Genomic DNA, 24,400 nt, shown 5'->3' on the forward strand with positions numbered 1-24,400 from the left:
TTATTTTCCCGCCTTCACCTCGGCGGCTGCCACCGCGAGCAGCTCGCTCATCTTGGCGCGAATCGCCTGTTCGGTGACGGCGACGTTCTTGGCGGCAAAATCGGCCGTGAGCTTACGCAGGACGTCGGCATCGCCGGCCTCCTCGAAATCGGCCGCGACCACCTCCTTGGCATAGGCGGTGGCGGCATCGCCTGACATGCCGAGCTTTTCGGCCGCCCACAGCCCGAGCAGCCGGTTGCGGCGGGCTTCCGCCTTGAATTTCTGCTCCTCGTCGAGGGCATACTTCTTCTCGAAACCTTCCTGGCGCTTGTCGAACTCGCTCATGCCTTGTTCCAAATCCCTCTGAATGGAGCGGGGGCCTTCCGTTGCGACCGCCCGGCTGCATGCCTACATAGATAGCACATATCGGCAAAACAACGGGCCGTTAAGCCGCAGGCGAGACGGTATAAGTTGGTGCCGGAGGGCCGGATCGATTGTGCTCGGTCAGCCAATCGGATAGGTTGCCTGAAGGCTTGGTTCCCGTTCTGTTTCCAAGGATTCGAGACGGGTTCCCAGCCGTTCACGGCAGCTCCGCTGTGGGTCGCAGTCCTCGTAACCGGAGCACACCAAATTCATGGATTTCAACAAAACACGGTACATCCCAATGAGCCGTCGGCGTCGCATTTATGAAGGCAAGGCAAAGGTTCTCTATGAAGGCCCGGAGCCCGGTACCCTGATCCAGCACTTCAAGGACGACGCCACCGCGTTCAATGCGAAGAAGCATCAGGTGATCGAGGGCAAGGGTGTCCTCAACAACCGGATCTCGGAGTACCTGTTTCAGCACCTCAACGACATCGGGGTGCCGACCCACTTCATTCGCCGCCTCAACATGCGCGAGCAGCTGATTCGCGAGGTCGAGATCGTGCCGCTGGAGGTGGTGGTGCGGAACGTCGCCGCCGGCTCGCTGTCGCAGCGCCTCGGCATCGAGGAGGGCACGCAGCTGCCCCGTTCAATCATCGAATTCTACTACAAGAACGACCAGCTCAACGACCCCATGGTTTCGGAAGAGCACATCACCGCCTTCGGCTGGGCGACGCCCCAGGAGATCGACGACATCATGGCGCTCGCCATCCGTGTCAACGACTTCCTCACCGGCCTCTTCCTCGGCATCGGCATCCGCCTCGTCGACTTCAAGATGGAGTGCGGTCGCCTGTTCGAGAACGAGATGATGCGCATCATCGTCGCCGACGAGATCTCGCCGGATAGCTGCCGTCTGTGGGACATCAAGTCCAACGAGAAGCTCGACAAGGACCGCTTCCGCAGGGATCTCGGCGGCCTGCTCGAGGCCTATACTGAAGTTGCAAAACGCCTCGGCATCCTCATGGAGAACGAGCGTCCGCAGGGCTCAGGCCCGGTGCTGGTGAAGAGCTGAGGGGATTTGACGTGAAGGCACGTGTTACCGTTACCTTGAAGACGGGCATCCTCGATCCCCAAGGCAAGGCCATCGAAGGCGCACTGAAGTCGCTCGGCGTCGATGGCGTCGCCAGCGTCCGCCAGGGCAAGGTATTCGACATCGAGCTCGCGGGCGCCGATAAGGCCAAGGCGGAAGCGGCGTTGAAGGACGCCGCCGACAAGCTCTTGGCGAACACCGTGATCGAGAATTATCGGGTCGAGCTGCTCGGGTGATGCGAACGGTCGCTTGGGTCGTCGGTTTGGCGACTCTGCTGCCGGTCTTTGGTGTTCAATTCGCAGCCGCGCAGGCCCCCGGCACGACCAGTGTCACGATTCGAAATCCAGATCCGGCCAAATGGGCCGGACGCAGCAATCTCTTCGGCAAAAGCACCGGCGAATTCGTCTGCCGTCCGTTGGCCTGCTCAGACCCGGCCAAGGTCACGGCAACCATTTCGGGCAGCCCGACCCGCAGTCCCGATCCCCAGGCGCTGGCAAAGCTGGCCAGCCAGATTCCTGAATCGGTCGCGCGCGCCAATCAGGATAATGCTGCCGCCGGCCGGAAGCTTGAGCGGGTCTCCAGCGGCACGACGACGTTGCGCGGCTATCCGGCGATCGTGCAGGAATTGCGGGTCGTTGGCGAGAAAGGCCCAACCTATCTCAGCAAGGCGACCATGTTCGTCAAATCGGCGCTGGTCAGCATATCCTCCTTGTCGCCCTCGCAAGAGCTTGCGCGACGCAACCGCGATCTGTTCATCAAGGCGATGGACGTGACGGACACACCCGTCCCGCGTTAAGCAGTAGTATCGAAGCTGTCGACGAACCCCTTTATCCAAAACCACAGGTTGTCTACACTCCGGACGGGTGAGTTCGGGGCGGGGGGTCATGGGGACTATTTCGGACGTTTTCCGGCGTGCGGTCATTGCCGCAGCCGCGTTGTCACTAACGGGCTGTGTTACGAGGGCCGTCGGCCCGGAGCATCCAGGAACCAAGGTGACCTTCAAATCGCCCGATCCGGAAAAATGGACCGGCACCCGCCTGTATGGCGAAAGACGCTCGATCTTCCGCTGCAAGCCGCTTGCTTGTCCGGAGAATTCGGTCGTCACCATCCGCACCGCAGCCAGTCCGACCCGCAGCCCCGATCCCGTGGCCCTGCAGAAATTTGCCGAGGCGGATGCGCAGCGTCAGATGGCCCAGACCGAGCAGGCGTCGACCGAAGCGGTCGGACGCCTGAGAGACCTGGCGTTGATGTCCTCGCGCGTCGCGAAGATGAAGGAATTCCCGGCTGTTCACTGGGAGTACAGGGCGACCGGTCCTAACGACAAGCCAGTCTACCTCGTCCGCGACATGGTATTCGCTGGCAATACCATGATCGATGTCATTTCTACCTCGCTCGCCGTCGAGGTCGCCCGCCGCAACAGCAGCGATTTTGTCGGAGTGATGGAAATCGAGGATTTCGCGCCTCCGGCGCGGTAGTGAAATGAAGGCTGGCATGTGGTTCTACGTTCGCTTGTTGCCGCTGCTCGTTGCACTGATGCTCGCGAGCGGGGCTGCTTTCGCCGAGGCTCCTAAATCCGAAGCGGAGCGCGGTCCGCCATTCTCGGTCGGCGGATTTCGCTATGAGCTGAGGCCCAACGACGTCCACATGTTCCTCTGCGAGCGGTCCGCCTGCGGTGCGCAGTCCAGGGTGAGCTATCGTTTCTACGCGCCTGGGGCCTATCCTCCGGGCAACACGATGACGCTGGAGCAATTTCGCGAAGAGCAGACGCAGATCGTCAAGATGCTGGAGCAGCGGACGCCGGGGCAGAAGATCTCGATTCTCGGAATTGATGGCGACAGTGGCACCAAGGTGCCGCGCCTGTTCAAAGCGCGGCGACTGATGGTGAAGCCTGATGGCACGAAGGAATATCAGGTCAGCGGCTATCTGTTTGGCGATCGAGGTACGGCCAGCCTGATCAGTTCGGCGGCCACCGAGAAGGCCAGCTCCGACAATTACGCGCAATTTGCCATCGGGGTGATGATGGTGCTGGCGCCAGCCAAGGGCTGAGTGCCGTGCGCGGCGTTCACAGCCATCCCACCCGCCGAAAACGCCAATACAGCGAGCCGCACGCCGTCAGCATCACGCCGAGCAGCATGAAATAGCCGTACTCCCATTCCAGCTCCGGCATGTGCTTGAAGTTCATGCCGTAGATGCCTGCGAGCGCGGTCGGGACCGCGATGATGGCGAGCCAGGACGCGAGCTTCTTCGACACCGCCGTCTCCTGCGCCTGGCCGACCAGCAGGCTTGCCTCGAAGGCGAAGGCCAGCACCTCGCGCATGGAATCGATGCGCTCCTGGATGTTGCGGACGTGGTCGGTGACGTCGCGAAACAGCGGCTGCATGGCCTTCCGCACCATCGACAGCTCGTCATGCTCCAGCCGGCGGCAGACCTCCACCAGCGGACCGATCGCGGTCCTGAGCCGCAACAGGTCGCGGCGCAGCATGTAGAGCCGCTCGATCTGCGCCTTGCTGATCGGCTTGGAAAGCACGTCGTCCTCGATGCCCTCGATCTCGTCGTGAATGCTTTCGAGCACGGGCGAGTAATTGTCGACGATGAAATCGAGGATGGCGTAGAGGATGTAGTCCTCGCCGCGCGCGAGCGCCCGCGGGCAGCTTTCGCAGCGTTCGCGCACCGGCGTGTAGGACGTCGAGGCGCCGTGGCGCACCGAGACCAGATAACCTTCGCCGACGAAAATATGCGTCTCGCCGAAGGCGATCCGGCCCTCGATCAGTTGCGCGGTCCGCGCGACGATGAACAGGGCCTCGCCATATTGCTCGATCTTCGGCCGCTGATGGGCGTGGTTGGCGTCCTCGATCGCGAGATCGTGCAGGTCGAACTGCTTCTGCACCGCGCCGAGCAGAGCCATGTCCGGCTCGTGCAGGCCGATCCAGACCACGTGGCCGGGCTTGGTCCGCCAGCTCGAGGCCTCGCTGATGGCGATGTTGGCGACGCGCCGGCCGTCGACATAGGCACCGGCGGCGACGACACCATCGGTAGGCACCGGTTCGGACGGGGATGTGGGCAGCGACGGGACGTTCATGGCTTCAAATCCCGGCAAATCGAGCGGCCGCGCGGCGTGCAATTATCACCTGTGCACAAGGCCCTGTGCCGAGGCTAGCACTGGTAAAATCCCCGTCAAATGGTTATGTCTCTTCGTGAATTGGCCGCTTGGCCAGCCTCGATTCCCGCTCCATCGGAACCTCAGCCATGAAAGCCGCCATCCTCGTCTTTCCCGGAATCAACCGCGAGCGCGACATGGCGCGTGCCTTGAGGCTGATTTCCGGCAGCGAGCCGGCGATGGTCTGGCATGCCGAGACGGCGCTGCCTGCGGGCACGGATCTCGTGGTGGTGCCGGGCGGCTTCTCCTATGGGGACTATTTGCGCTGCGGTGCCATCGCGGCCCGCGCGCCGGTGATGGATGCGGTGCGCGACTATGCGGCCAAGGGCGGCCTCGTGCTCGGCGTCTGCAACGGTTTTCAGATCCTCTGCGAGTCCGGCCTTCTGCCGGGCGTCTTGATGCGCAACGCGCGGCTGAAATTCATCTGCCACGACGTGCATCTGCGCGTCGAGCGTTCCGACACGCCGTTCACCCGCGGCTACAATGCCGGCCAGGTGATCCGCGTGCCGGTCGCTCATGGCGAGGGCAATTACGAGGCGGATGAAGAGACCATCAAGCGGCTCGAAGGCGAGGGGCGGGTGCTCTATCGCTATTGCTCGGCCGAGGGTGTGGTGGACGAAGCCCACAACATCAACGGGGCGGCACATTCGATCGCCGGCATCGTCAACGACAAGGGCAACGTGCTCGGCATGATGCCGCATCCGGAAAACCACGTCGAAGACATCATGGGCTGCACCGACGGCCGCGGCCTGTTCGCGGGCCTCACGGCGCATCTGGAAAAGGCGGCGTGATCTCGTTCGTGGCGAAGCGGGCGCTCGCGGCGATCGCGGCGCTGACGCTTGCGTCATTTTTGCTCGCAACCAGCGCTCTCGCGCAGGATTACCCCAAGCGTCCGATCACCATGATCGTGCCGTTCGCGGCCGGCGGCACCTCGGACGTGATCGCGCGCGCGGTGGCCGAGCAGATGGGCATCGCGCTCGGCCAGACCATCGTGATCGAGAACGTTGCGGGGGCCGGCGGATCGACCGCGCTGGCGCGCGCCTCCCGCGCCGAACCCGACGGCTACACCATCGCGATCGGCAATGCCGGCACCAATGCTGCGACCTACACGATCTATCCAAAGCTGCCGTTCACGCCGGAGTCCTTCGTGCCGATCGCCATGGTGGCGAAGACGTTCGGCATCATCGCCGTGCGCAAGGATTTTCCGGCGAAGGACCTGAGAGAGTTCATCGCCTACGCCAAGGCCAATCCCGGCAAGATCAATCTCGGCCATGCTGGCGTCGGCTCCTCGAACTATTTGATCTGCAAGAGCTTCGTCACGTCAGCCGGGATCGACGCGACGCTGGTCGGCTATCGCGGCGCAGCGCCCGCGCTGACCGATGCGGTCGGCGGCCAGATCGACGGCGTCTGCGATGCGGCCGCATCCGTCTCGCAGTCGATCAACGACAAGCTGGTGAAGGGGCTCGTGGTCGGGTCGACCGTGCGCCTCGCCACACTGCCGGATCTGCCGACCTCCGCGGAGGCCGGCCTGCCTGAGTTCGAGGCACAGGGCTGGAACGGCTTGTTCGCGCCCAAGGGCACGCCGCCGGCGGCGATCGCCAAGCTCAACGCCGCCGCGCGCACCGCCGTCGAGACCGACCCGGTGAAGAAGCGCTTTGCCGACCTTTCGACCGTCGCGCCCGATGCAGGCGAGCATGCGCCGGAGCTGCTGCAGCAACTCGTGACGCGCGACGTCGAGAAGTACCGGAAGATGTTGGCGGACGACGCCAAGTAGTCGGCACATCTCCTGCGCTCGGCGAGATCTATTGAGTTGCCGAAGGGACGCGGGCGATGACCTTGATCTCGAAGTCGAAGCCCGCCAGCCAGTTCACGCCGACTGCGGTCCAGTTCGGATAGGGAGCTTCACCGATCTCGGCTGTGCGGACCGCCATCACCGTCTCGATCTGGTTCGCAGGATCGGTGTGGAAGGTGGTGACGTCCACCACATCGTCCAATGTGCATCCGGCCGCCGCGAGCACGGCGCGCAGATTGGCAAACGCGCGTCGCACCTGGTCCTCGAACACAGGCTCGGGCGAGCCGTCCTCGCGACTGCCGACCTGCCCTGAGACGAACAGGAGGTCGCCGGATCGGATCGCGGCGGAATAGCGATGCGCTTGGTACAACGCATGGCGGTTGGCAGGGAAAATGGCCTGACGCTGGAGCATGTTTGAGCCTTTCGATGGGCGATGGAAGGGCACCGAACCAGATTGCGTGACGGTGCCGCCCGTGGCATTGAGGTATTTCATATACGGCGCGTATGTGGGATATCGCTCGCATACGAGGCGTATGTCAACAGGAAATTGAGCGGCATGGAAAAGGGAAAGCGTGCCGCGGCGATGGCGGAAAATCGGGCCAAGCTCATCCGCGCCGCGCGCGAGGCATTTGCCACGCAGGGTTATGCAGAGGCCTCGATGGACGAGCTCACGGCCGCCGTCGGTCTGACGCGGGGCGCGCTGTATCACAATTTCGAAGACAAGAAGGGGCTGCTCTGGGCCGTCGTCGCGCAGATCGACGGCGAAATGGCGGTGCGGCTCCGCGTGGCCCGCGAGCAGGCGCCCACTTTATGGGAGGGTCTTCTCGCAGAGGGCAGCGCCTATATCGAAATGGCGCTCGATCCAGAGATCCAGCGCATCATGCTGCTGGACGGACCCGCCGTGCTCGGTGATCCCTCCAAATGGCCCGGCGAGAACGCCTGTCTCGATATCACGATGGGAGCGATCGCCTCGCTGATCGAACAAGGCGTGGTGAAGCCGGTCGATGTCGAAGCGGCGGGGCGATTGCTGAACGGCGCCGCGCTCAGCGCCGCCTTATGGGTTGCGGCAGCCGACGAACCGAAAAGCGTGCTGAACAAGGCTGTCGACGCGTTCCGAGAGTTGGCGAGTGGATTGCTACGCAAGAAGATCTGACTGCGCGTGATGCAAAGCACTCCGAAGCGCCTCTCAGGTCCGCTACGGCATGCCGCTGCAATTCTTTTAATGATTGTCCGGCTTGCATTTGAGGGATATTTCTCTGTCCGTTGACGTCGCCGAGACGGTCTCGTCCTCGCACCAACACAGGGAAACAAGACAACATGATGAGCGACACAAACGTCCGGGCCGGTCAGTGCCATTGCGGCGCGGTGCGTTTCGAGGCGACGCTCAGAGACGGTTTCAATTCGATCCGCCGCTGCACCTGCTCTTACTGCCGAATGCGCGGCGCGGTCATCGTCATGGTGGAGATGGGCGGCATCAAGTTCCTGAAGGGCGAGGATGCACTGACGAGCTACCGCTTTCATACCGGATCAGCACAGCATTTTTTCTGTTCCCGCTGCGGCATCTACACGCATCATCAACGTCGATCGGACCAGAACTCGTATGCGGTCAACGTGGCTTGCTTCGACGGGATAAGTCCGTTCGATTTTCTTGAGGTTCCTGTCACGGACGGCGTCAATCATACCAACGACACCGGCAAACCGACGCGCCGCGCAGGCACCCTCCGCTTCATTCCGGCGGACTGACCATCGCCATGGGCTAGCGCCGCTTCAGCCGCTCCGCCGGTACCGTCATCGCGGCAACGCCGGCCATCACCAGCAACAGCCCCAGCGCGAGGTTCGACGGCACGCTCTCGCCGAGCAGCAGCACCGATAGACCCACGCCGATCGGAATGCGCAAGTATCCTTGCGCGTTGGTGGTCAGCGTGCCGAGCCGGCCGAGGCAGACGTAGAACAGCATCAGGCCCAGCGCGCTCGAGACGATGCCCATGACGATGGTGGCGACGATCGCCGTCGGCGTCGGATGCAGCGTCCAGGGCTGGTCGATGAGCAGCGAGGGCGGCAGCAGGATGATGCCGCCGAACAGCAGCGAGCCGGCCGCCACCACCATCGGGTCGTATTCCGACAGGCGAAGACCGAAGATCGTCGCGCAGGCAAAGGAGATCGTGGCGAGCAGGATCGCAATCTCCGCGACGATCTCGCTGCCGAAGCCGCGCAGCGCGTCGAGCCCGACGATGGCGACGGTGCCGGCGAGTCCCAAAATCGCACCGGCGAGCTTGAGCAGCGTCGCCGGCTCGTGCCGCGTGATCAGCGAGGTGATCAGGAAGGCGAAGATCGGCGTCGTCGAGGCCAGCACAACCGTGTTCGACGCCGGCACATATTGCTGCGACCAGGTGATGATCAGGAATGGAAAGGTCGAGTTGATCAATTGCTGGGTGGCGAACAGCTTCCAGGCCCTCGCGTCGGTGGGAATCCTGATGCCGCGCATCCACAGGATCGCGAACAGGAAGGCGGCCGCGATCAGTGAGCGCGCCGAAATGAAGGTGATGGGCGGGATCGTGGGAAGCGCGAGCTTGGTCAGCGGATAGGTCGAGCTCCAGCAGCAGGCGAGCGCCAGCAGCAACGCATAGTCGCGCCAGTTGCGCGCGCCGGTTGCGGCGATGGGCGACAGTGGTGCGGCGGCTGTCGCGCGCCTCGCCTCCGATGTGCTCTGCGGCACCTTGTTCTTGCTCCCCGGCGCGGTAGCGCTTGCCGCGAAGTCTGGGCGAGGGCGCGCGAAAAAGGAAGGCGTCGAGCTATGCGTTTGGCTGAGGGAGCGCCTTCCGCTTCATCCGCTTGATCGTTCCGGAAAAGGTGAGCAGCAGCCGTTCGCCGGACATCATCTGGCCGCGCAGGAAGATGAGCGAACCGCCGGCCCGGCTCACTTCGCCGGTGCATTCGATCAGGTCGCCCTCCCGTGCCGCGTCGAGGAATTCGCAGGAAAAATTGGTGGTCACGGCCCGGCTGTCCAGGACATGGGTGGCGATCGCAAACAGGGAGTAGTCGGCAAAGGCCATGTAGCAGCCGCCATGGACGTTGCCCGAGCCGTTGAGGTGCTTCTTCTCCACCCGGAAGGCGCTGCGGACGCTGCCGTCTGCCTCGATCCGGTGCCAGAAGGGGCCGACATGGGCCTCAAAACTGTCGCGAATCCAGGTCCGCCAGCCCAGAAATTCGCCCTCAGTAGCGACGTGGAGGTCGGGGCGGCGGGGCGGGGGTGCTTTGGTCAATTCGTGCAAGGAGATGGGCCTTCAATTGCGGGTCTTCAGCCCTTAAATCCGATCTGTCCGCGCCGTGCAATTCCTGTTCCCGAAGGGCGGCCTGCCGCAAAATGTGGGACAGCGGGAAAATGCGCCATAAAGGGCTTTTCGCGAGCCCCGGATGTTCCTAAGAACGGCCAAACCGCCGCCCGAAAGCCCCGAATCCATGAAGAATGAACCGAAGATCACCCCCGAACTGGTTGCCGCCCACGGGCTCAAGCCCGACGAATACGAGCGCATCCTGAAGCTGATCGGGCGGGAGCCGAGCTTCACCGAGCTCGGCATCTTCTCGGCGATGTGGAACGAGCACTGTTCGTACAAATCCTCGCGCATCCACCTCAAGGGGCTGCCGACGAAAGCACCCTGGGTGATCCAGGGCCCGGGCGAGAATGCCGGCGTGATCGACATCGGCGACGGCCAGGCCGTGGTCTTCAAGATGGAGAGCCACAACCACCCGAGCTATATCGAGCCCTATCAGGGCGCGACCACCGGCGTCGGCGGCATCTTGCGCGACGTCTTCACCATGGGCGCGCGCCCGATCGCCTGCCTGAACGCGCTGAGCTTCGGTGCGCCCGAGCACGCCAAGACCCGGCATCTCGTCGCCGGCGTCGTCGCCGGCGTCGGCGGCTACGGTAATTCCTTCGGCGTGCCGACGGTGGGCGGGCAAGTGCGCTTTCACACCCGCTACGACGGCAACATCCTCGTCAACGCGATGGCGGTGGGCCTCGCCGATGCCGACAAGATCTTCTATGCAGCCGCCTCCGGCGTGAACATGCCGATCGTCTATTTGGGCTCCAAGACGGGGCGCGACGGCATCCACGGCGCTTCGATGGCCTCGGCCGAGTTCGACGACAAGTCCGAGGAGAAGCGCCCGACCGTGCAGGTCGGCGATCCCTTCGCCGAGAAGCTGCTGCTGGAGGCCTGTCTCGAGATCATGGAGAAGGGCTGTGTCATCGCGATCCAGGACATGGGCGCGGCGGGCTTGACCTGCTCGGCGGTGGAGATGGGTGCCAAGGGCGATCTCGGCGTCGATCTCGATCTCGACGCGGTGCCGACCCGTGAAACCGGCATGAGCGCCTACGAGATGATGCTCTCGGAAAGCCAGGAGCGCATGCTCATGGTGCTCAAGCCCGAGAAGGAGAAGGAAGCCGAGGCGATCTTCAAGAAGTGGGGACTGGATTTCGCCGTCGTCGGCTACACCACGCCGAGCAAGCGCTTCGTGGTCAAGCATGGCGGCGACGTCATGGCCGATTTGCCGATCAAGGAACTCGGGGACGAGGCGCCGCTCTATGATCGCCCGCACGTTCCCTCCGCCGCGTTGCCCGTCGTGCATGCGCGCGACGTGCCGGCGCCGATGAGCCTTGGGCCTGCGCTGGAGAAGCTGATCGGCACGCCTGACATGTGCAGCAAGCGCTGGGTCTGGGAGCAGTACGACCACGTCATCCTCGGCAACACCATGCAGCGCCCGGGCGGCGATGCCGCCGTGGTGCGTGTCGAGGATGGGCCGAAGGGCCTGGCGCTGACCGTCGACGTGACGCCGCGCTATTGCGAGGCCGATCCGTTCGAGGGCGGCAAGCAGGCGGTGGCGGAGGCCTGGCGCAACATCACGGCGGTCGGCGGCAAGCCGCTCGCGATCACCGACAATCTCAATTTCGGCAATCCTGAGCGGCCCGAGATCATGGGCCAGTTCGTGGGCTGCCTGAAGGGTATCTCGGAAGCCTGCCGCACGCTGGACTTCCCCGTCGTCTCCGGCAACGTCTCGCTCTACAACGAGACCAACGGCCGCGCGATCCTGCCGACGCCCTCGATCGGCGGTGTCGGCCTGCTCGACGACTTCACCAAATCAGCCTCGCTGGCCTTCAAGGCAGAGGGCGAGGCGATTCTCCTGATCGGCGAGACGCACGGCTGGCTCGGCCAGTCGGTGTACCTGCGCGACATCTGCGGTCGCGAGGAGGGCGCGCCTCCGCCGGTCGATCTCGCCGCCGAGAAACGCAATGGCGATTGCGTGCGCGGCATGATCCATGGCGGCACGGCGACCGCCGTGCACGATCTCTCCGACGGCGGCCTCTTGATCGCGCTTGCCGAGATGGCGATGGCGAGCGGCATCGGCGCAAAACTGCTCGCGGCGCCGACTGCGCTGGTGCCGCAGGCCTATTGGTTCGGCGAGGATCAGGCGCGCTATCTCGTGACCGTGCCTGAAACGGAAGCGGGCCGCGTGCTCGCCAAGATGCGCGGCTGCGAGGTGCCCTGCGTGCGCATCGGCACCACCGGGGGCGATGCCATCGCGGTCGCCGGCGAGGCGCCGGTAACGATCGACAGCTTGCGCAAATCGTTCGAGCGCTGGCTGCCGGAATATATGAGCGGCAAGGCGGCATAAGGCGCTGCCACACACTTCGTCGTTGCGAGGAGCAAAGCGACGAAGCAATCCGGACTACCTCCGCGGAGGGATTCTGGATTGCTTCGCTGCGCTCGCAATGACGAGTGGAGAGGCCATGCCTCACAATATGCGCGATGCGCCCGGGATCTGCCGCAATGCTCGCGTCAGAGCCCAGCTCGCCGCGACCGTCAGCACAAACCCGATCGTGGCCTTGACGATGGCCGGCAGGTCGTAGTCGAACAGCCAGTATTGCAGCCACAATGCGATCGGATAGTGCACCAGGAACATGCCGAACGCGTCGCCCTGCATCGGATCGAGCAGCCGGGCTGAGCCTGATTGCTTGAATCTCTGGAAAATGGCCAGGATCAGAAACATGATGGCCACGCTGAAGACAGTGAAGCAGATCGCATAGAGCGCTTCATACCAATCCGGCAAAGGCGCCGGGTTGCCCAGTATTTCGCGCTTGATGAAGATCAGCGTCCACAAGAGGCAATACGGCACGATCGCCAGCACCATCCAGTCCCAGCTGACCTTGGCCATGCGGCCGTCGACAGAGAGCAGCCCACGATCCATTTGCGCAACGCCGATGCCGGCACCGAAAAAGAAATAGGTCGCGTAGAGCATCACGCGCCCGTGCTGGACCGAGAACGGCCCGAACTCGAACCAGCTGCTGTGTCCGTAGTGAACCAGCCCGGGAATGTAGAACGCCGCGGTGACGGCCAGCATGACTGCGAAGAACACGGCGGGCCGGCGGCGACCATGCAGCGAGAGGCGATTGATCGGATCGAGCAGATTGGGTGACAGCCGGTGCAGCAGGCAGGCCACCAGGTCGAAGGCGAACAAGACCCATAGGAACCAGATCGGCCCGCTCGGCCATGGGCCCTTCGTGACCATATTCCACCAGAATTCCGAAAAGCCGATGTCCGGATGATGCCGCAGGGAGATCGCGTAATAGGCGAGCGGAATGACCGTAAAGGCGCAGATCACGAAGGGTAGGCCAAGCCGAAGCAGGCGATCTGCCATGTAGCTCCGCGCTCCCTTCCGGGCGATGCCGGACCAGGCGAACAGTCCCGACAGGAAGAAGAACATCGCCATGAAGAAACTGTCGGTGGCGAGCACGATCATATCGAAGCCGAAAAAATAACTCGGATCGGTATGACCGAAATAAGTATAGGGGATCACCGCGTGATGCAGCAGCACCACCAGGGTCAGGAAGGTGCGGGCGCGATCGATCGCCAAATTGCGCACCTTGGTCTGCGGCGCGGCATGCACCTCTGCGCCGATCGTCGCTGAATGTGACATCGTCATCGTGGCCGCCCCGATCTTGATCCCGGCCGGATTCTGCCGCCGGGAACTTGATTCAGCAAGGGCGGCTTGTTCGCAGGTCGCCCCCGACTACCTCTAGGAACCAGTTTCTCGCAGCAATGTTAGCGTTTGCCGAAAACGGTCTAGGCCATGAGTTGCGGCAGTTCGGAGCAGGCGATGACGATCCTGAAATGGGCGCTGATCTTCCTACTTGTCTCGATCGTGGCCGGCGTGCTCGGCTTCACCGGCATCTCGGCCGCCTCGGCCGACATCGCCCGATTCCTGTTCTACGTCTTCGTCGTGATCTTCCTGGTGCTGCTGATCCTGGGGCTCACGATCTTCAGGACGTGACCCGATTCGGGTCCCCTTCGTCGTCCTGGCCAGGCTTGACGCGGCCATGACGACGGTGGGTTGCGGCGCTTACCCCACTTCCTCGATCTTCACCTTGTCCGGATAGAACGCCAGATGGCCGGAAATCTCGGCCATCGCCGGGAAGGGCGTCTCGTAGGTCCAGATCGCGTTGTTCAGCGTCTCGCCGTCGGCCTTGACGCTGAAATAGCTCGCATCCCCCTTGTATGGGCAGTGGGTGACCCGGTCGGTGCGCTCGAGGAGGGCCATGTTGGTGTCCTCCCGTGGCACATACTGCACCGCCGGATACTTGGCCTCCTTCAAGGTCAGCGCCCTGCCGGTCTCGGCGATCACGACGCCGCCCGCCGTGACGCGGACGCGCCGGGGGTTCGGGGTGATGGTGATGGGGTGGTCCGGCCCTGGAAGCTTCATGATGTCACGCCTTTTCGATCAACCTGTCACGCGCGGCACTTTGTCGTGCCTTTATCCTGATGCGATCAGGGATATAGTGCCTGAGGACGTGACGGTGAAGGCCGTTCACGCTAAGTTTGGCCCTGCCGGGCCGGGGAGCCCGGCAGCGATTCGACGACGAGGCTGATTAGCAGCCGAGACAAGGAGCGAGACCCGAATGCCCATGGACGCCCACGATATCGAGGCGATGATCAAGGCAGCAATCCCCGATGCCGAGGTGACCATCCGAGACCTCGCCGGCGATGGCGACCATTATGCCGCGACCGTGATCTCTGAATCCTTCCGCGGCAAGTCCCGCGTCCAGCAACATCAGATCGTCTATCAGTCCCTGCGCGGCCAGATGGGCGGCGTGCTGCATGCGCTGGCGCTGCAAACCGGCGTACCAGGGACTTGACGAGACTGCAGCTGACCTGACCAGCGCCAGGGGGACGATGATGGCTGCGGACAATCCTCGCGGCGCGATGTTTCGCGTCATCACGCCGAACCACCACAGCCGCGTCACTTATGTCGAGCTGTTCTTCGATCTCGTCTTCGTCTTCGCGGTCACGCAGATCTCGCACACGCTGCTGCACCATTTCACGGCGCTCGGCGCGGTGCACGTCGTGGTGCTCTTTCTGGCGGTGTGGTGGGCGTGGGTCTTCACCGCCTGGGTGACGAACTGGCTCAACCCCGAACTGACGCCGGTCCGCATCCTGCTTTTTGCGATGATGCTGGGCGGCCTCGTGCTGTCGACCACGATCCCGACCGCGTTCGAGGGGCGGGGCCTGTGGTTCGCGATCGCCTACGTGGCCCTGCAGGTCGGACGGACCGCGTTCTGGATGTTTGCGACCCCGCATCACCGGTCTGCAGTGCGGCACAACGCGGTCCGTATCCTGGCCTGGTTCTCGGTCTCCGCAGTGCTGTGGATTGCTGGCGGTCTGTCCCACGGAGACACGCGGCTCTGGCTGTGGATCGCGGCGGTGAGCTGGGAGTACATCGCGCCGGCCGCACGGTTTTGGGTGCCGAAGCTGGGATTCTCGTCAGTCGAGGCCTGGGCCGTCGAAGGCGCGCACATGGCCGAGCGCTGCTCCCTCTTCGTCATCATCGCGCTCGGCGAAGCTATCATCGTCAATGGCGCAACATTCGCTGAACTGGAATGGAACGCGAGCAATATCCTCGCCTTCGTCTCGGCGCTGGTCGGCGCCATCGCGATGTGGTGGATCTATTTTCACAAGGGCGCCGAGGCCGGCTCCGAGCGCATCTCGAAGTCCGCCGAGTCCGGCCGCCTGGCACGGCTCGCCTACACTTATCTGCACACGCCGATCGTCGCCGGCATCATCCTCACCGCAGTCTCGGATGAATTGGTGCTGAAGCATCCGGCCGGACATTCCGACATGCGCACGATCGTGAGCACCATCGGCGGTCCGTTGATCTTTCTGATCGGCACCATCTTGTTCAAGCACGCCATCCGCGGCTTCCTCCAGCTCTCGCACGGCATCGGCATTGTCCTGCTGCTCGCGCTGAGCTGGTTCGCGTCGGACCTGTCGCCGCTCTGGCTATCGGTTGCGACGACCGGGATCATGATCCTGGTGGCGGTCTGGGAGTCGGTGTCGCTGGGGGCGACAACCGAGGAGTAGGCAGGGCATGAGGCGCCTCATCATGTTTGGCGCTGCCGTGGTCGCCGCACTTGTCATCGAGGAAGCCACGCACGGCTGGGTGCTCGGCCAAAGCCCGTCGGCTTGCCGTGCCATGGGAGGAAAACCTGCTTCAGCCGCTGGACGCTGCATCATGCCCGCATGTTACTGGCTGGGCGGTTGCGGACATTGGGCGTATCCGCCGCAGTGGCTCGATCGCGTCAAGCCAGGCGACCCGATCTCAAAGGTGGTTTTCTGGCTCGGCGAGCCGCTCCAGCGCGAAGGCGAGTATCTCTCCTGGTCGTGCGGGAAGGCGCACGCTGACAGCTTCCGCGCCGTGATCCGGGATGAAAGGCTGGTGGCAATTGAACCGTGCAAGCCTGATTAAGTCCGCGCCGAAGGCCGGGAGCTGACGGTCCACGAGGAGAGGCGGAGGAGCTTACTCTGCAACCTCCAGCGCATGCACCGAGAACATCTTCGCCGCATCCGTCCAGCTCTCGCGCACGCGCCAGCCGGCGCCTTGCGCCAGCGCGGCAAAACGCTCGATGCTGTACTTGTAGCTGTTCTCGGTGTGGATGCTCTCGCCCGGGCGGAACGAGAAGCTGGTGCCGAGCAGGCGCACGGTCTGGCTCTTCCTGCTGATCAGGTGCATCTCGATGCGATGCCGCTCGCGATTGTAGATCGCACGATGGGTGAAGGCGGAGAGGTCGAAATTGCCGCCGAGCTCGCGGTTGATGCGCACGAGAACATTGAGGTTGAAGCGCGCGGTGACGCCGGCGGCGTCGTTATAGGCGTCGTGCAGCACGCGCTCTTCCTTTTCGAGGTCGGCGCCGATGATCATCTGCGCGCCCCGGCCTAGGATCTCGCGCGCGCTCTTCAGGAAGGCCTGCGCTTCATGCGGCTCGAAATTGCCGATGGTCGAGCCCGGGAAGAAGCCGACCTTGGGCATGGAGGCGACCTGTCTGGGCAGCTCGAACGGCGTCGTGAAGTCGGCGGCGACGGGATAAATGCCAAGCGCGGGAAAATCCCGCTTCAGACCGTTCGCCTGTGCCTTCAGGAAGTCGCCGGAGATGTCGACGGGGACATAGGCCGCGAACTTGCAATGATCCAGCAGCAGGCGGACTTTCGTGGTCGCGCCAGCGCCGAACTCGACCAGCGCCGCGTGCTCCGGGATGATCTTCGCAATGTCGCGGCCGCGTTCCTTCAGGATCGATAGCTCGGTGCGAGTCGGGTAATATTCCGGCAGCTTCGTGATCGCCTCGAACAGCTCCGATCCGGTCGCGTCGTAGAAATATTTCGGCGACAGTTTTTTCGGCTGCTGCGAGAGGTCCTCGATGGCCTCGCGGGCGAAGGCAGTCGTCTGCTCGTCGGGAAGATGGGCTTCGGCCAAAGCGCTGGCGTGCACATTCATGATACTCTCCTGAACGCGCTGTCCGGCGCGCATTTATCGTCGGATAAGAGTTTTACTCGTAGTCGGCGAGCCGCAGTCCCGTGAATTGCCAGCGGTGGTGCGGATAGAAGAAGTTCCGATAGGTGATACGGCTGTGGCCTTCCGGAGTTGCAAGCGAGGAGCCGCGCAGCACCAGCTGGTTGACCATGAACTTGCCGTTGTACTCGCCGAGCGCGCCTTCGATGGCGCGGTAACCGGGGTAGGGTGAATACGCGCTGCGCGTCCACTGCCAGACGATACCGAAGGCGTCGTTGAGCTGGCCGGCGCGGGCCGCGACCTCCCATTCCATTTCGGTCGGCAGGTGCTTTCCGGCCCAGCGGGCGAAGGCGTCCGCTTCGTAATAACTGACGTGGCAGACCGGCGCGTCGGGATCGACCGGCTCGAGGCCAGCGAGCGTCATCACTTGCCAGGCGCCATCAACTTCGCGCCAATGGCCTGGGGCCTGCCAGTCTTCCTTGCTGGCTGCGGCAAAGCCGTCCATCAGCCACAGCGTTGCGCTCCGGTAGCCGCCGTCACGCATGAAAGCGAGCCACTCGCCGTTGGTGACGAGATTGCGCGCGACCTTGACCGGGCCGACCAGGGCGCGGTGCGCCGGCTTCTCGTTGTCGAAATGAAAGCCGTCGTCGACATGACCGACGGTGTGGATGCCCTCGTTCAGCGCCAGCCAATCCTCGCCTGAGCGTGTCGCGGCGGGGAAGCGCCACTCCGGGTCGTAGGCGGGGTAGACCGGGTTCTGCGCAAAGGCGTGCAGGATGTCGGTGAACATCAATTCCTGATGCTGCTGCTCATGGTTCAGCCCGACCTCGACCAGCGGCGCGATCTCGCGAATCTTGTCGGCGCCGGCCTCGCGGAAGAATTTGACGACGGCTGCATCGACATATTTGCGATAGGCGCCGACCTGATCGGCGCTGGGCCGGGTGATGTCGCCGCGATGATTGCGCGCATGGCGCGGACCGGCGCTGACATAATAGGAATTGAACAGGAACGCGAAATCGGGATGGAAGGGCCGATAGCCCGCAGCGTGTTCGCCGAGCAGGAATTGCTCCCAGAACCAGGTGGTGTGCGCCCGGTGCCATTTCGTCGGGCTCGCATCCGGCATCGACTGGATCTGCTGGTCCTCCGGCGAGAGCGGCGCGGCCCGGCGTTCGGTCTCGTTGCGCACGGCAACGAACGCGTCTTCCAGCCTCCGGGCGAGGCCGCCCTGACCGGACGGTGACGAAAGCGGGACGGTGGCCGTAGCGGAGGCTGGTTTCGTCACGTTTTTCTCCAGACAGGACAAGAGAACGTTGTTGGCGTTGCCCGGTTCCAAAACCGGGGTTCGTCCTAGATAGGGGCTCCGTGAGGGTATAAAAGTCCTCCTGGGCCATGATATTCGCGTCATCATGCAATGGGGCGCCGCCGCCAAAGGCCCCGCTCCCTGAGGCCGTTCGCCGCCATTTTACTTTGGATGCACAACGGTTTGGGCTACATATATGAGCAGACATCGGGTTAAATCGGCTGAGCCGGCCCGAAGTGATTGTTGAGGCCCCAGAAGGACATGGATATGAGCATCGAGGAATTCATCGCCAACGAAGTGAAGTCGAACGACGTGGTTCTGTTCATGAAAGGCACGCCGCAATTTCCGCAGTGCGGTTTCTCCGGCCAGGTCGTCCAGATCCTCGACCATATTGGCGTCGGCTATAAGGGCCTCAACGTCCTCGAATCTGCAGAACTGCGGAACGGCATCAAGACCTTCTCCAACTGGCCGACCATCCCGCAGCTCTATGTGAAGGGCGAGTTCGTCGGCGGCTGCGACATTATCCGCGAGATGTTCCAGGCCGGCGAATTGCAGCAGCTCTTCTCCGAGAAGGGCGTCGCCGTCGCGGCTTGATGCGTGACCCGGCTGACGCGCCGGATCGGCAATGCCGAGCTCGACGTCATTGTCGCCGACATCACCACTCTGAGCGTTGACGCCATCGTCAACGCGGCCAACACGTCGCTCCTTGGCGGGGGCGGCGTGGATGGGGCGATCCATCGGGCGGCTGGCCCCGACCTGCTGGCCGAATGCCGCACGCTTCACGGCTGCAAGACGGGCGATGCCAAAATCACTGGTGGTTACCGGCTCAAGGCCGACCATGTGATTCACACCGTCGGGCCGGTCTGGAATGGCGGGACGCTGGGCGAAGACGATCTGCTCGCCTCCTGCTATCGCAGCTCGATGAAGCTGTGCGGGAAGCACAAGCTGACCTCGGTGGCATTCCCTGCGATTTCGACTGGCATTTATCGCTTTCCCGCCGACCGGGCGGCCGATATTGCCGTGCCTACGGTGATCGAAGAGCTTTCTGCGGCTTCATCCGTCGCTCGCGTGGTGTTCTGCTGTTTCTCCGAGCCGAGCGCCAAGCTTCATGCCGAGGCGCTCGCGCGCTACGGCAGCCCTTGTGCCTCATGATGCGCCCGGTACACTCCGGCGGACCATGTTCCGGGGAGGGGATATGATTTTACAGTCTGGACTGCGTGCGCTGGTCTGCGGCGCGCTGGTGTCGCTTGCCACGGCCTCCTTCGCGCGGGCGGAAGGCACCTACGAGATTCCGGCCGGTGCGCGTTTCAATCAAGAGAAGCTCGCGAAGATCAGCGAGTTCTTCAAGAACGAGGTCGCGACCGGCAAGATCGCCGGCGCCACCGTGCTGATCAAGCAGCACGGCAAGCCGGTCTATCACGAGGCCTTCGGCGTGCAGGACGTGGTCAGCAAGGCGCCGATCACCGACAAGACCATCTTCCGCCTGTTCTCGATGACCAAGGCGATCACCTCGGTCGTGGCGATGCAATTGATCGAGGACGGCAAGATCAAGCTCGATGATCCCGTCTCGAAATACATCCCGTCTTTCGCCAATGTGAAAGTCGGCGTCGAGAAGAAGGCCGAGGACGGCACCAAGTCGCTCGAACTGGTGCCGCCCATCCGGCCGATGACCGTGCTCGACCTGATGCGGCATAGCTCGGGCATCACCTATGGCTTCTATGGCGACAGCCTGGTGCGCAAGGCCTATCGCGAAGCCAATATCTATGCCGGCGATTTCGATCTCGCCGAGTTCGCTGAGCGGATCGCAAAGCTCCCACTGCACAACCAGCCGGGCGCTCTCTGGCAATATGGCCATTCCACCGACGTGCTGGCGCGCGTGATGGAGGTTGCGGCCGGCAAGCCGCTGATCGATATCATGCGCGAAAAGCTGCTCGATCCGCTCGGCATGGTCGATACCGGCTTCTTCGTCACCGCCCCGGAGAAGCAGAAGCTCGTGGCACAGCCGGTGCCGAACGATGCCGACTTCCGGGTCGGCCGGATTAACGATCCGACCGTGGTGAAGAAGATCCAGTTTGCCAGCGGCGGCATGGTCACGACCATGGCCGACTATGAGCGCTTCGCGCAGATGCTGCTCAACGGCGGCAGCCTCGACGGCAAGACCATCCTCAAGCCGGCGACCTACAAGCTGATGACGACCGATCAGGTGGGACCGGGCTCCGGCGTCGAGCGCGACTATTTCTATTTCCCCGGCGACGGGTTCGGCTTCGGTCTCGGATTGGCGATCCGTACCGATCCCGGCAATGCCAAGCCGCCGCCGCCCGGCAATCTCGGCGAATTGAAGTGGGACGGTGCCTCCGGCTGCTATTTCGTCATCGATCCCAAGCAGGACATGTTCTTTGTCCTCTTGGAGCAGACCCCGACCGAGCGCCAGCGCGTGCAGCGGACCTTGAAGCAGCTCGTCTATGAAGCCATGGAGAAATGACATGAGGTCGTGCCGCGCGCTGATCGCGGCGCTCGTTCTTTTGGTCGGCCTCGTCGATGCGCGTGCGGGCTCCGAGCACGCTGCGCACAAATTGTCGCCCGACGGCCTCGCAAAGGTTTCCGACTACATCCGGAACGAGGTTGCCACCGGAAAGATCCCCGGCGCCATCCTGCTGCTCCAGCAGCACGGCAAGCCGGTCTATTATGAGAATTTCGGCGTCCGCGACGTCGCGACCCAGCTTTCGATGAGCGCGGACACGATCTTTCGCCTCTACTCGATGTCGAAGCCCATCACGTCAGTCATGGCGATGATGCTGGTCGAGGACGGCAAGCTCTCGCTCGACGATCCAGTCTCGAAATTCATTCCGGCCTTCGCCCACATGAAGGTCGGTGTCGAGAGAAAGGCCGAAGACGGCACGGTAACGCTGGCGCGGAAGCCGCTCGCGCGCCCTGTCACCGTCAAGGACCTGCTGCGCCATACTTCAGGGCTGCCTTACGGCTACCGTGGTGGCAGTATGCTGCATGAGCTCTACGCCGATGCCAATCTCTTCCAAAGCAATCTTGGCAATGCCGACTTCGTCGCGAAGATCGCCGCGCTGCCGTTGGCCGAGCAGCCGGGCACTGCGTGGGACTACGGCTTTTCCACCGACGTGCTTGGCCGCGTCGTCGAAGTGGCTTCGGGAAAGACTCTGCTGCAATTCGAGAAGGAGCGGCTGCTGGGTCCGCTCGGCATGACCGAGACGGCATTCTACGTGGCCGATCCCGCCAAGTTTCCGCGCATCGCCGAGCCGATGCCGGAGGATCGCAACATCAACCCGACGACACCGATGCGCGACGTCAGGCGACCGCTGAAATGGGAATCGGGCGGCGGCGGCATGGTCGGCACGATCGGCGATTACGCCCGTTTCGTGCAGATGCTGCTGAATGGCGGCACGTATGAGGGGCGGCGCTATCTCAAGCCCGAGACCGTGGCGCTGATGGCTTCAGATCACGTCGGGCCCGAGACGAAGATCGCGCGCGACCAAAGTTATCATCCGGGCCCCAATTCCGGCTTCGGCCTCGGCTTCGCGGTCCGCACCTCGGTGCCGCCAGGCACGTCATGGCCACTTGGAGAGTATCGCTGGGACGGCGTCGGCGGCACGTTCTTCTTCATCGATCCCGAAGATGATCTGTTCGGGATCTTCATGGTGCAGACGCCGTCGCAGCGCGGCCGGATCCAGTTGGCACTGAAGACGCTGATCTATCAGGCGATGGGGCGGTGAGCTGTCGTACGGGACTTACGCCCCGCGCACGATGTCGCGGACGTATCCGATCGTCTCCTCGATCTGGCTGGCATCGACGTCGAGATGGGTGCAGGCGCGGATGCGGCCGTCCATCATCGCAAGCGTCACGCCGCGCTGGCGTAGTGCCGCGACCATCTCGTTGCCGGCAATGCCGGCGCCGTCGGGCTTGAAGAACACGAGATTGGTCTCGGGCTCCTGCACCTCGATGCCCGCGATCTGCGACAGCCCGCGGGCAAGCGCGCGCGCATTGGCGTGATCGTCGGCGAGGCGCTCGACGTGATGATCGAGCGCGTAGATGCAGGCGGCGGCACAGATGCCGGCCTGTCGCATCGAGCCGCCGAGGCGCTGCTTCCACTGCCACACCGCGTCGATGAAGGCGCGCGAACCCGCCAGCACACCGCCGATCGGCGCGCCCAGGCCCTTGGAAAAGTCGATCCAGGCCGAGTCCCAGCCTGCGGTCATGTCGCGCGGGGAGATGCCGCTCGCCACGGTGGCGTTGAGCAGGCGCGCGCCGTCCATGTGAGTGACGAGGCCGTGCTGCTTGGCGATCGCGACGATCTCGTCGAGATCAGCCTTCTTCCAGATCGTGCCGCCGCCGATATTGGCGGTCTGCTCGACGCTGACGACGGTCTGCGGCGGCTGGTAGCGCGTGCGCGGATGCAGAGCTTTCCGGAACGTCTCCGGCGTGAACTGGCCGTCGGGACCCTTGAGCTGGGTGACCTGGAAGCCGCCGATCGCGGCATGCGCGCCGCCTTCGCGGGCTATGATGTGCGCGGTCTCATGCGCGAGGATCTCGTCGCCCGGACGGCAATGCACCAGCGTCGCGGTGACGTTGCACATCGTGCCGGACGGCATGTAGACCGCGGCTTCCTTGCCGAGCAGATCGGCTACGCGCTCGCACAGCGCATTCACCGTCGGATCGTCGCCGACCTGCTCGTCGCCGACCTCCGCCCGCGCCATCGCCTCGCGCATCGCAGCCGTCGGCTTGGTCTGCGTGTCCGAGAGCAGATTGATGCGCACCGGCGGCGCCTTGGGATCGATCGGGGGAGGGGTGTAGAGCATGGCCTGTCTCGTCATCTGGTCGAACAGTTGCGACGTCTCGCGCGGCAAGGAGGACTTCGTCTGGCGTGTCGGCTGTGAAGATATTGCAATCAGGCTGAGCGAACAGCCCCCGATATCGGCAGATCTGCTCATCGCAGGAGAGGGTTTCCCACGCTCGAAGCGCCACTTCAGCGGGCGCTGCTGAGGCAGAGAATTGGCGAGCCGGTCGGCCATGCGAGACATCCATGGCATGCTACCAAACAAAAAGGCCCCGGAAACCGGGGCCTTTGAATGTCGTTCTGCCGTGCCTATCAGCGCGAATAGAATTCGACGACCAGATGGGGCTCCATCTGCACCGGGAACGGCACGTCGGAGAGATGAGGGATGCGCACGTATTTCGCCGTCATCTTGCCGTGGTCGACTTCGAGATAGTCGGGAGTGTCGCGCTCGGGGAGCTGGCTGGCTTCGAGGACGTGGGCGAGCTGCTTGGAAGCTTCCTTGACCTCGATCACATCGCCGATCTTGACCTGATAGCTCGAGATGTTGACCTTGCGGCCGTTCACCTTGACGTGGCCATGGTTGATGAACTGGCGCGCGGCGAAGATCGTCGAGACGAACTTGGCGCGGTACACGACCGCGTCGAGACGGCGCTCCAGGAGGCCGATCAGGTTCTCGCCGGTGTCACCCTTGAGGCGGCTGGCCTCGACATAGATGCTGTGGAACTGGCGCTCAGAGATGTTGGCGTAGTAGCCCTTCAGCTTCTGCTTGGCGCGCAGCTGCACGCCGAAGTCGGAGAGCTTGCCCTTGCGGCGCTGGCCGTGCTGGCCGGGGCCGTATTCGCGGCGGTTGACGGGGCTCTTCGGGCGGCCCCAGATGTTCTGGCCCATACGGCGGTCGAGTTTGTACTTGGCTTCACTGCGCTTAGTCATCGCGTCCTCTTGGGGTTTCACGGTTTGAGGAAACGCGCCCTCCTGTGTGACGGGCAAGCCCGGCACCGACAGGTCCAATCCCCAAAGCATAGGAGGCAGGACCACGGGTCGCGAAACGCTTCGCGGGCCGAAATCGGCCCGCGAGCAGGCGGCTT

General features: G+C 63.4%; 29 protein-coding genes. 18 read left to right on the forward strand and 11 right to left on the reverse strand.

Annotated elements, in window-relative coordinates:
* On the reverse strand, nt 1–324 hold the full coding sequence (locus ACFDR6_RS31125; RefSeq protein WP_212081591.1) for a DUF1476 domain-containing protein: 324 nt from the start codon (nt 322–324) through the stop codon (nt 1–3).
* A 319-nt stretch (nt 325–643) separates the two neighbouring features.
* Between ACFDR6_RS31125 and purC the strand changes: the two genes are divergently transcribed.
* The 5 genes from purC to ACFDR6_RS31150 all read left to right on the forward strand — a co-directional run bounded on the left by purC (nt 644) and on the right by ACFDR6_RS31150 (nt 3,475).
* Entirely contained in the window at nt 644–1,411 is a 768-nt protein-coding gene (gene purC / locus ACFDR6_RS31130) for a phosphoribosylaminoimidazolesuccinocarboxamide synthase (protein WP_173015815.1), read from the forward strand.
* 11 nt (nt 1,412–1,422) lie between these two features.
* On the forward strand, nt 1,423–1,665 hold the full coding sequence (purS, locus tag ACFDR6_RS31135) for a phosphoribosylformylglycinamidine synthase subunit PurS (protein ID WP_008135030.1): 243 nt from the start codon (nt 1,423–1,425) through the stop codon (nt 1,663–1,665).
* 26 nt (nt 1,666–1,691) lie between these two features.
* Entirely contained in the window at nt 1,692–2,225 is a 534-nt protein-coding gene (locus ACFDR6_RS31140; RefSeq protein WP_375860703.1) for a hypothetical protein, read from the forward strand.
* 196 nt (nt 2,226–2,421) lie between these two features.
* Nucleotides 2,422–2,904 (forward strand): hypothetical protein, encoded by a 483-nt coding sequence (locus tag ACFDR6_RS31145; protein WP_375860704.1) that lies wholly within the window; start codon nt 2,422–2,424, stop codon nt 2,902–2,904.
* A gap of 16 nt (nt 2,905–2,920) precedes the next feature.
* Nucleotides 2,921–3,475, forward strand: a complete 555-nt coding sequence (locus ACFDR6_RS31150; RefSeq protein ID WP_375860705.1) for a hypothetical protein — start codon at nt 2,921–2,923, stop codon at nt 3,473–3,475.
* 16 nt (nt 3,476–3,491) lie between these two features.
* Here the strand turns inward: ACFDR6_RS31150 and ACFDR6_RS31155 are convergent, their stop codons facing one another.
* On the reverse strand, nt 3,492–4,508 hold the full coding sequence (locus ACFDR6_RS31155; RefSeq protein ID WP_375860706.1) for a magnesium and cobalt transport protein CorA: 1,017 nt from the start codon (nt 4,506–4,508) through the stop codon (nt 3,492–3,494).
* A 167-nt stretch (nt 4,509–4,675) separates the two neighbouring features.
* Here ACFDR6_RS31155 and purQ point away from each other — a divergent pair, with 167 nt between their 5' ends.
* Both purQ and ACFDR6_RS31165 read left to right on the forward strand, forming a co-directional pair.
* Nucleotides 4,676–5,377, forward strand: coding sequence for a phosphoribosylformylglycinamidine synthase subunit PurQ (purQ, locus tag ACFDR6_RS31160; protein WP_212081587.1), 702 nt, complete (start codon nt 4,676–4,678; stop codon nt 5,375–5,377).
* A complete protein-coding gene (locus ACFDR6_RS31165) occupies nt 5,374–6,360 on the forward strand; it encodes a tripartite tricarboxylate transporter substrate-binding protein (protein ID WP_375860707.1) in 987 nt (328 codons plus the stop codon). Before purQ ends, ACFDR6_RS31165 begins: the two co-directional genes overlap by 4 nt.
* Nucleotides 6,361–6,388: 28 nt before the next feature.
* Here ACFDR6_RS31165 and ACFDR6_RS31170 read toward each other — a convergent pair whose 3' ends face one another.
* Nucleotides 6,389–6,790 carry a RidA family protein gene (locus ACFDR6_RS31170; RefSeq protein WP_212081583.1) on the reverse strand — a complete coding sequence of 134 codons (402 nt, stop codon included), beginning with the start codon at nt 6,788–6,790 and terminating at the stop codon, nt 6,389–6,391.
* Nucleotides 6,791–6,934: 144 nt separating this feature from the next.
* Here ACFDR6_RS31170 and ACFDR6_RS31175 point away from each other — a divergent pair, with 144 nt between their 5' ends.
* Entirely contained in the window at nt 6,935–7,531 is a 597-nt protein-coding gene (locus ACFDR6_RS31175) for a TetR/AcrR family transcriptional regulator (protein ID WP_375860789.1), read from the forward strand.
* Nucleotides 7,532–7,695: 164 nt separating this feature from the next.
* Nucleotides 7,696–8,121 carry a GFA family protein gene (locus ACFDR6_RS31180; RefSeq protein WP_212081581.1) on the forward strand — a complete coding sequence of 142 codons (426 nt, stop codon included), beginning with the start codon at nt 7,696–7,698 and terminating at the stop codon, nt 8,119–8,121.
* 13 nt (nt 8,122–8,134) lie between these two features.
* Here the strand turns inward: ACFDR6_RS31180 and ACFDR6_RS31185 are convergent, their stop codons facing one another.
* Both ACFDR6_RS31185 and ACFDR6_RS31190 read right to left on the reverse strand, forming a co-directional pair.
* On the reverse strand, nt 8,135–9,094 hold the full coding sequence (locus tag ACFDR6_RS31185) for a DMT family transporter (protein ID WP_375860708.1): 960 nt from the start codon (nt 9,092–9,094) through the stop codon (nt 8,135–8,137).
* A gap of 76 nt (nt 9,095–9,170) precedes the next feature.
* Entirely contained in the window at nt 9,171–9,650 is a 480-nt protein-coding gene (locus ACFDR6_RS31190) for a PaaI family thioesterase (RefSeq protein ID WP_375860709.1), read from the reverse strand.
* Nucleotides 9,651–9,837: 187 nt separating this feature from the next.
* Here ACFDR6_RS31190 and purL point away from each other — a divergent pair, with 187 nt between their 5' ends.
* Nucleotides 9,838–12,048: a phosphoribosylformylglycinamidine synthase subunit PurL gene (gene purL / locus ACFDR6_RS31195; RefSeq protein ID WP_375860710.1), complete on the forward strand. Its 2,211-nt coding sequence runs from the start codon at nt 9,838–9,840 to the stop codon at nt 12,046–12,048.
* Nucleotides 12,049–12,168: 120 nt separating this feature from the next.
* Here the strand turns inward: purL and ACFDR6_RS31200 are convergent, their stop codons facing one another.
* Nucleotides 12,169–13,356 carry an acyltransferase family protein gene (locus ACFDR6_RS31200; RefSeq protein WP_317243414.1) on the reverse strand — a complete coding sequence of 396 codons (1,188 nt, stop codon included), beginning with the start codon at nt 13,354–13,356 and terminating at the stop codon, nt 12,169–12,171.
* A gap of 174 nt (nt 13,357–13,530) precedes the next feature.
* On the opposite strand from ACFDR6_RS31200, the gene ACFDR6_RS31205 reads away from it, so the two are divergent.
* Nucleotides 13,531–13,704 (forward strand): DUF1328 domain-containing protein, encoded by a 174-nt coding sequence (locus ACFDR6_RS31205; RefSeq protein ID WP_197951474.1) that lies wholly within the window; start codon nt 13,531–13,533, stop codon nt 13,702–13,704.
* Between the two features lie 69 nt (nt 13,705–13,773).
* On the opposite strand, the gene ACFDR6_RS31210 is transcribed toward ACFDR6_RS31205, so the two are convergent.
* Entirely contained in the window at nt 13,774–14,133 is a 360-nt protein-coding gene (locus tag ACFDR6_RS31210; protein WP_317243415.1) for a DUF427 domain-containing protein, read from the reverse strand.
* 196 nt (nt 14,134–14,329) lie between these two features.
* On the opposite strand from ACFDR6_RS31210, the gene ACFDR6_RS31215 reads away from it, so the two are divergent.
* Genes ACFDR6_RS31215 through ACFDR6_RS31225 form a run of 3 tightly spaced genes read left to right on the forward strand, consistent with a single transcriptional unit; the run spans nt 14,330 to nt 16,173 of the window.
* The gene (locus ACFDR6_RS31215) at nt 14,330–14,566 is read left to right on the forward strand and encodes a BolA family protein (protein WP_011088461.1); all 237 of its coding nucleotides are present in this window, start codon (nt 14,330–14,332) and stop codon (nt 14,564–14,566) included.
* A gap of 40 nt (nt 14,567–14,606) precedes the next feature.
* Nucleotides 14,607–15,788, forward strand: a complete 1,182-nt coding sequence (locus tag ACFDR6_RS31220; protein WP_375860711.1) for a low temperature requirement protein A — start codon at nt 14,607–14,609, stop codon at nt 15,786–15,788.
* Nucleotides 15,789–15,795: 7 nt separating this feature from the next.
* On the forward strand, nt 15,796–16,173 hold the full coding sequence (locus tag ACFDR6_RS31225) for a hypothetical protein (protein WP_375860712.1): 378 nt from the start codon (nt 15,796–15,798) through the stop codon (nt 16,171–16,173).
* Between the two features lie 51 nt (nt 16,174–16,224).
* Here the strand turns inward: ACFDR6_RS31225 and egtD are convergent, their stop codons facing one another.
* The gene (gene egtD, locus ACFDR6_RS31230; protein ID WP_317243419.1) at nt 16,225–17,196 is read right to left on the reverse strand and encodes an L-histidine N(alpha)-methyltransferase; all 972 of its coding nucleotides are present in this window, start codon (nt 17,194–17,196) and stop codon (nt 16,225–16,227) included.
* A 52-nt stretch (nt 17,197–17,248) separates the two neighbouring features.
* Entirely contained in the window at nt 17,249–18,544 is a 1,296-nt protein-coding gene (gene egtB / locus ACFDR6_RS31235) for an ergothioneine biosynthesis protein EgtB (RefSeq protein ID WP_317243420.1), read from the reverse strand.
* A gap of 234 nt (nt 18,545–18,778) precedes the next feature.
* Between egtB and grxD the strand changes: the two genes are divergently transcribed.
* From grxD to ACFDR6_RS31255, 4 genes are read left to right on the forward strand one after another with little or no spacing between them, the layout of a single operon-like run.
* Nucleotides 18,779–19,105, forward strand: a complete 327-nt coding sequence (grxD, locus tag ACFDR6_RS31240; RefSeq protein WP_212081556.1) for a Grx4 family monothiol glutaredoxin — start codon at nt 18,779–18,781, stop codon at nt 19,103–19,105.
* Between the two features lie 3 nt (nt 19,106–19,108).
* Complete coding sequence (locus ACFDR6_RS31245) at nt 19,109–19,663, forward strand: O-acetyl-ADP-ribose deacetylase (protein ID WP_317243421.1); 555 nt, start codon at nt 19,109–19,111, stop codon at nt 19,661–19,663.
* A 43-nt stretch (nt 19,664–19,706) separates the two neighbouring features.
* Entirely contained in the window at nt 19,707–20,993 is a 1,287-nt protein-coding gene (locus tag ACFDR6_RS31250; RefSeq protein WP_317243422.1) for a serine hydrolase domain-containing protein, read from the forward strand.
* 1 nt (nt 20,994) lies between these two features.
* Nucleotides 20,995–22,254, forward strand: a complete 1,260-nt coding sequence (locus ACFDR6_RS31255; protein ID WP_375860713.1) for a serine hydrolase domain-containing protein — start codon at nt 20,995–20,997, stop codon at nt 22,252–22,254.
* Nucleotides 22,255–22,269: 15 nt separating this feature from the next.
* On the opposite strand, the gene ACFDR6_RS31260 is transcribed toward ACFDR6_RS31255, so the two are convergent.
* Both ACFDR6_RS31260 and rpsD read right to left on the reverse strand, forming a co-directional pair.
* Nucleotides 22,270–23,337 carry a threonine aldolase family protein gene (locus ACFDR6_RS31260; protein WP_375860790.1) on the reverse strand — a complete coding sequence of 356 codons (1,068 nt, stop codon included), beginning with the start codon at nt 23,335–23,337 and terminating at the stop codon, nt 22,270–22,272.
* 290 nt (nt 23,338–23,627) lie between these two features.
* Complete coding sequence (rpsD, locus tag ACFDR6_RS31265) at nt 23,628–24,245, reverse strand: 30S ribosomal protein S4 (RefSeq protein ID WP_094895629.1); 618 nt, start codon at nt 24,243–24,245, stop codon at nt 23,628–23,630.
* Between the last annotated feature and the right edge of the window lie 155 nt (nt 24,246–24,400).

This window comes from Bradyrhizobium tunisiense (assembly GCF_042263385.1).
Taxonomy (GTDB): Bacteria; Pseudomonadota; Alphaproteobacteria; order Rhizobiales; family Xanthobacteraceae; genus Bradyrhizobium; species Bradyrhizobium tunisiense.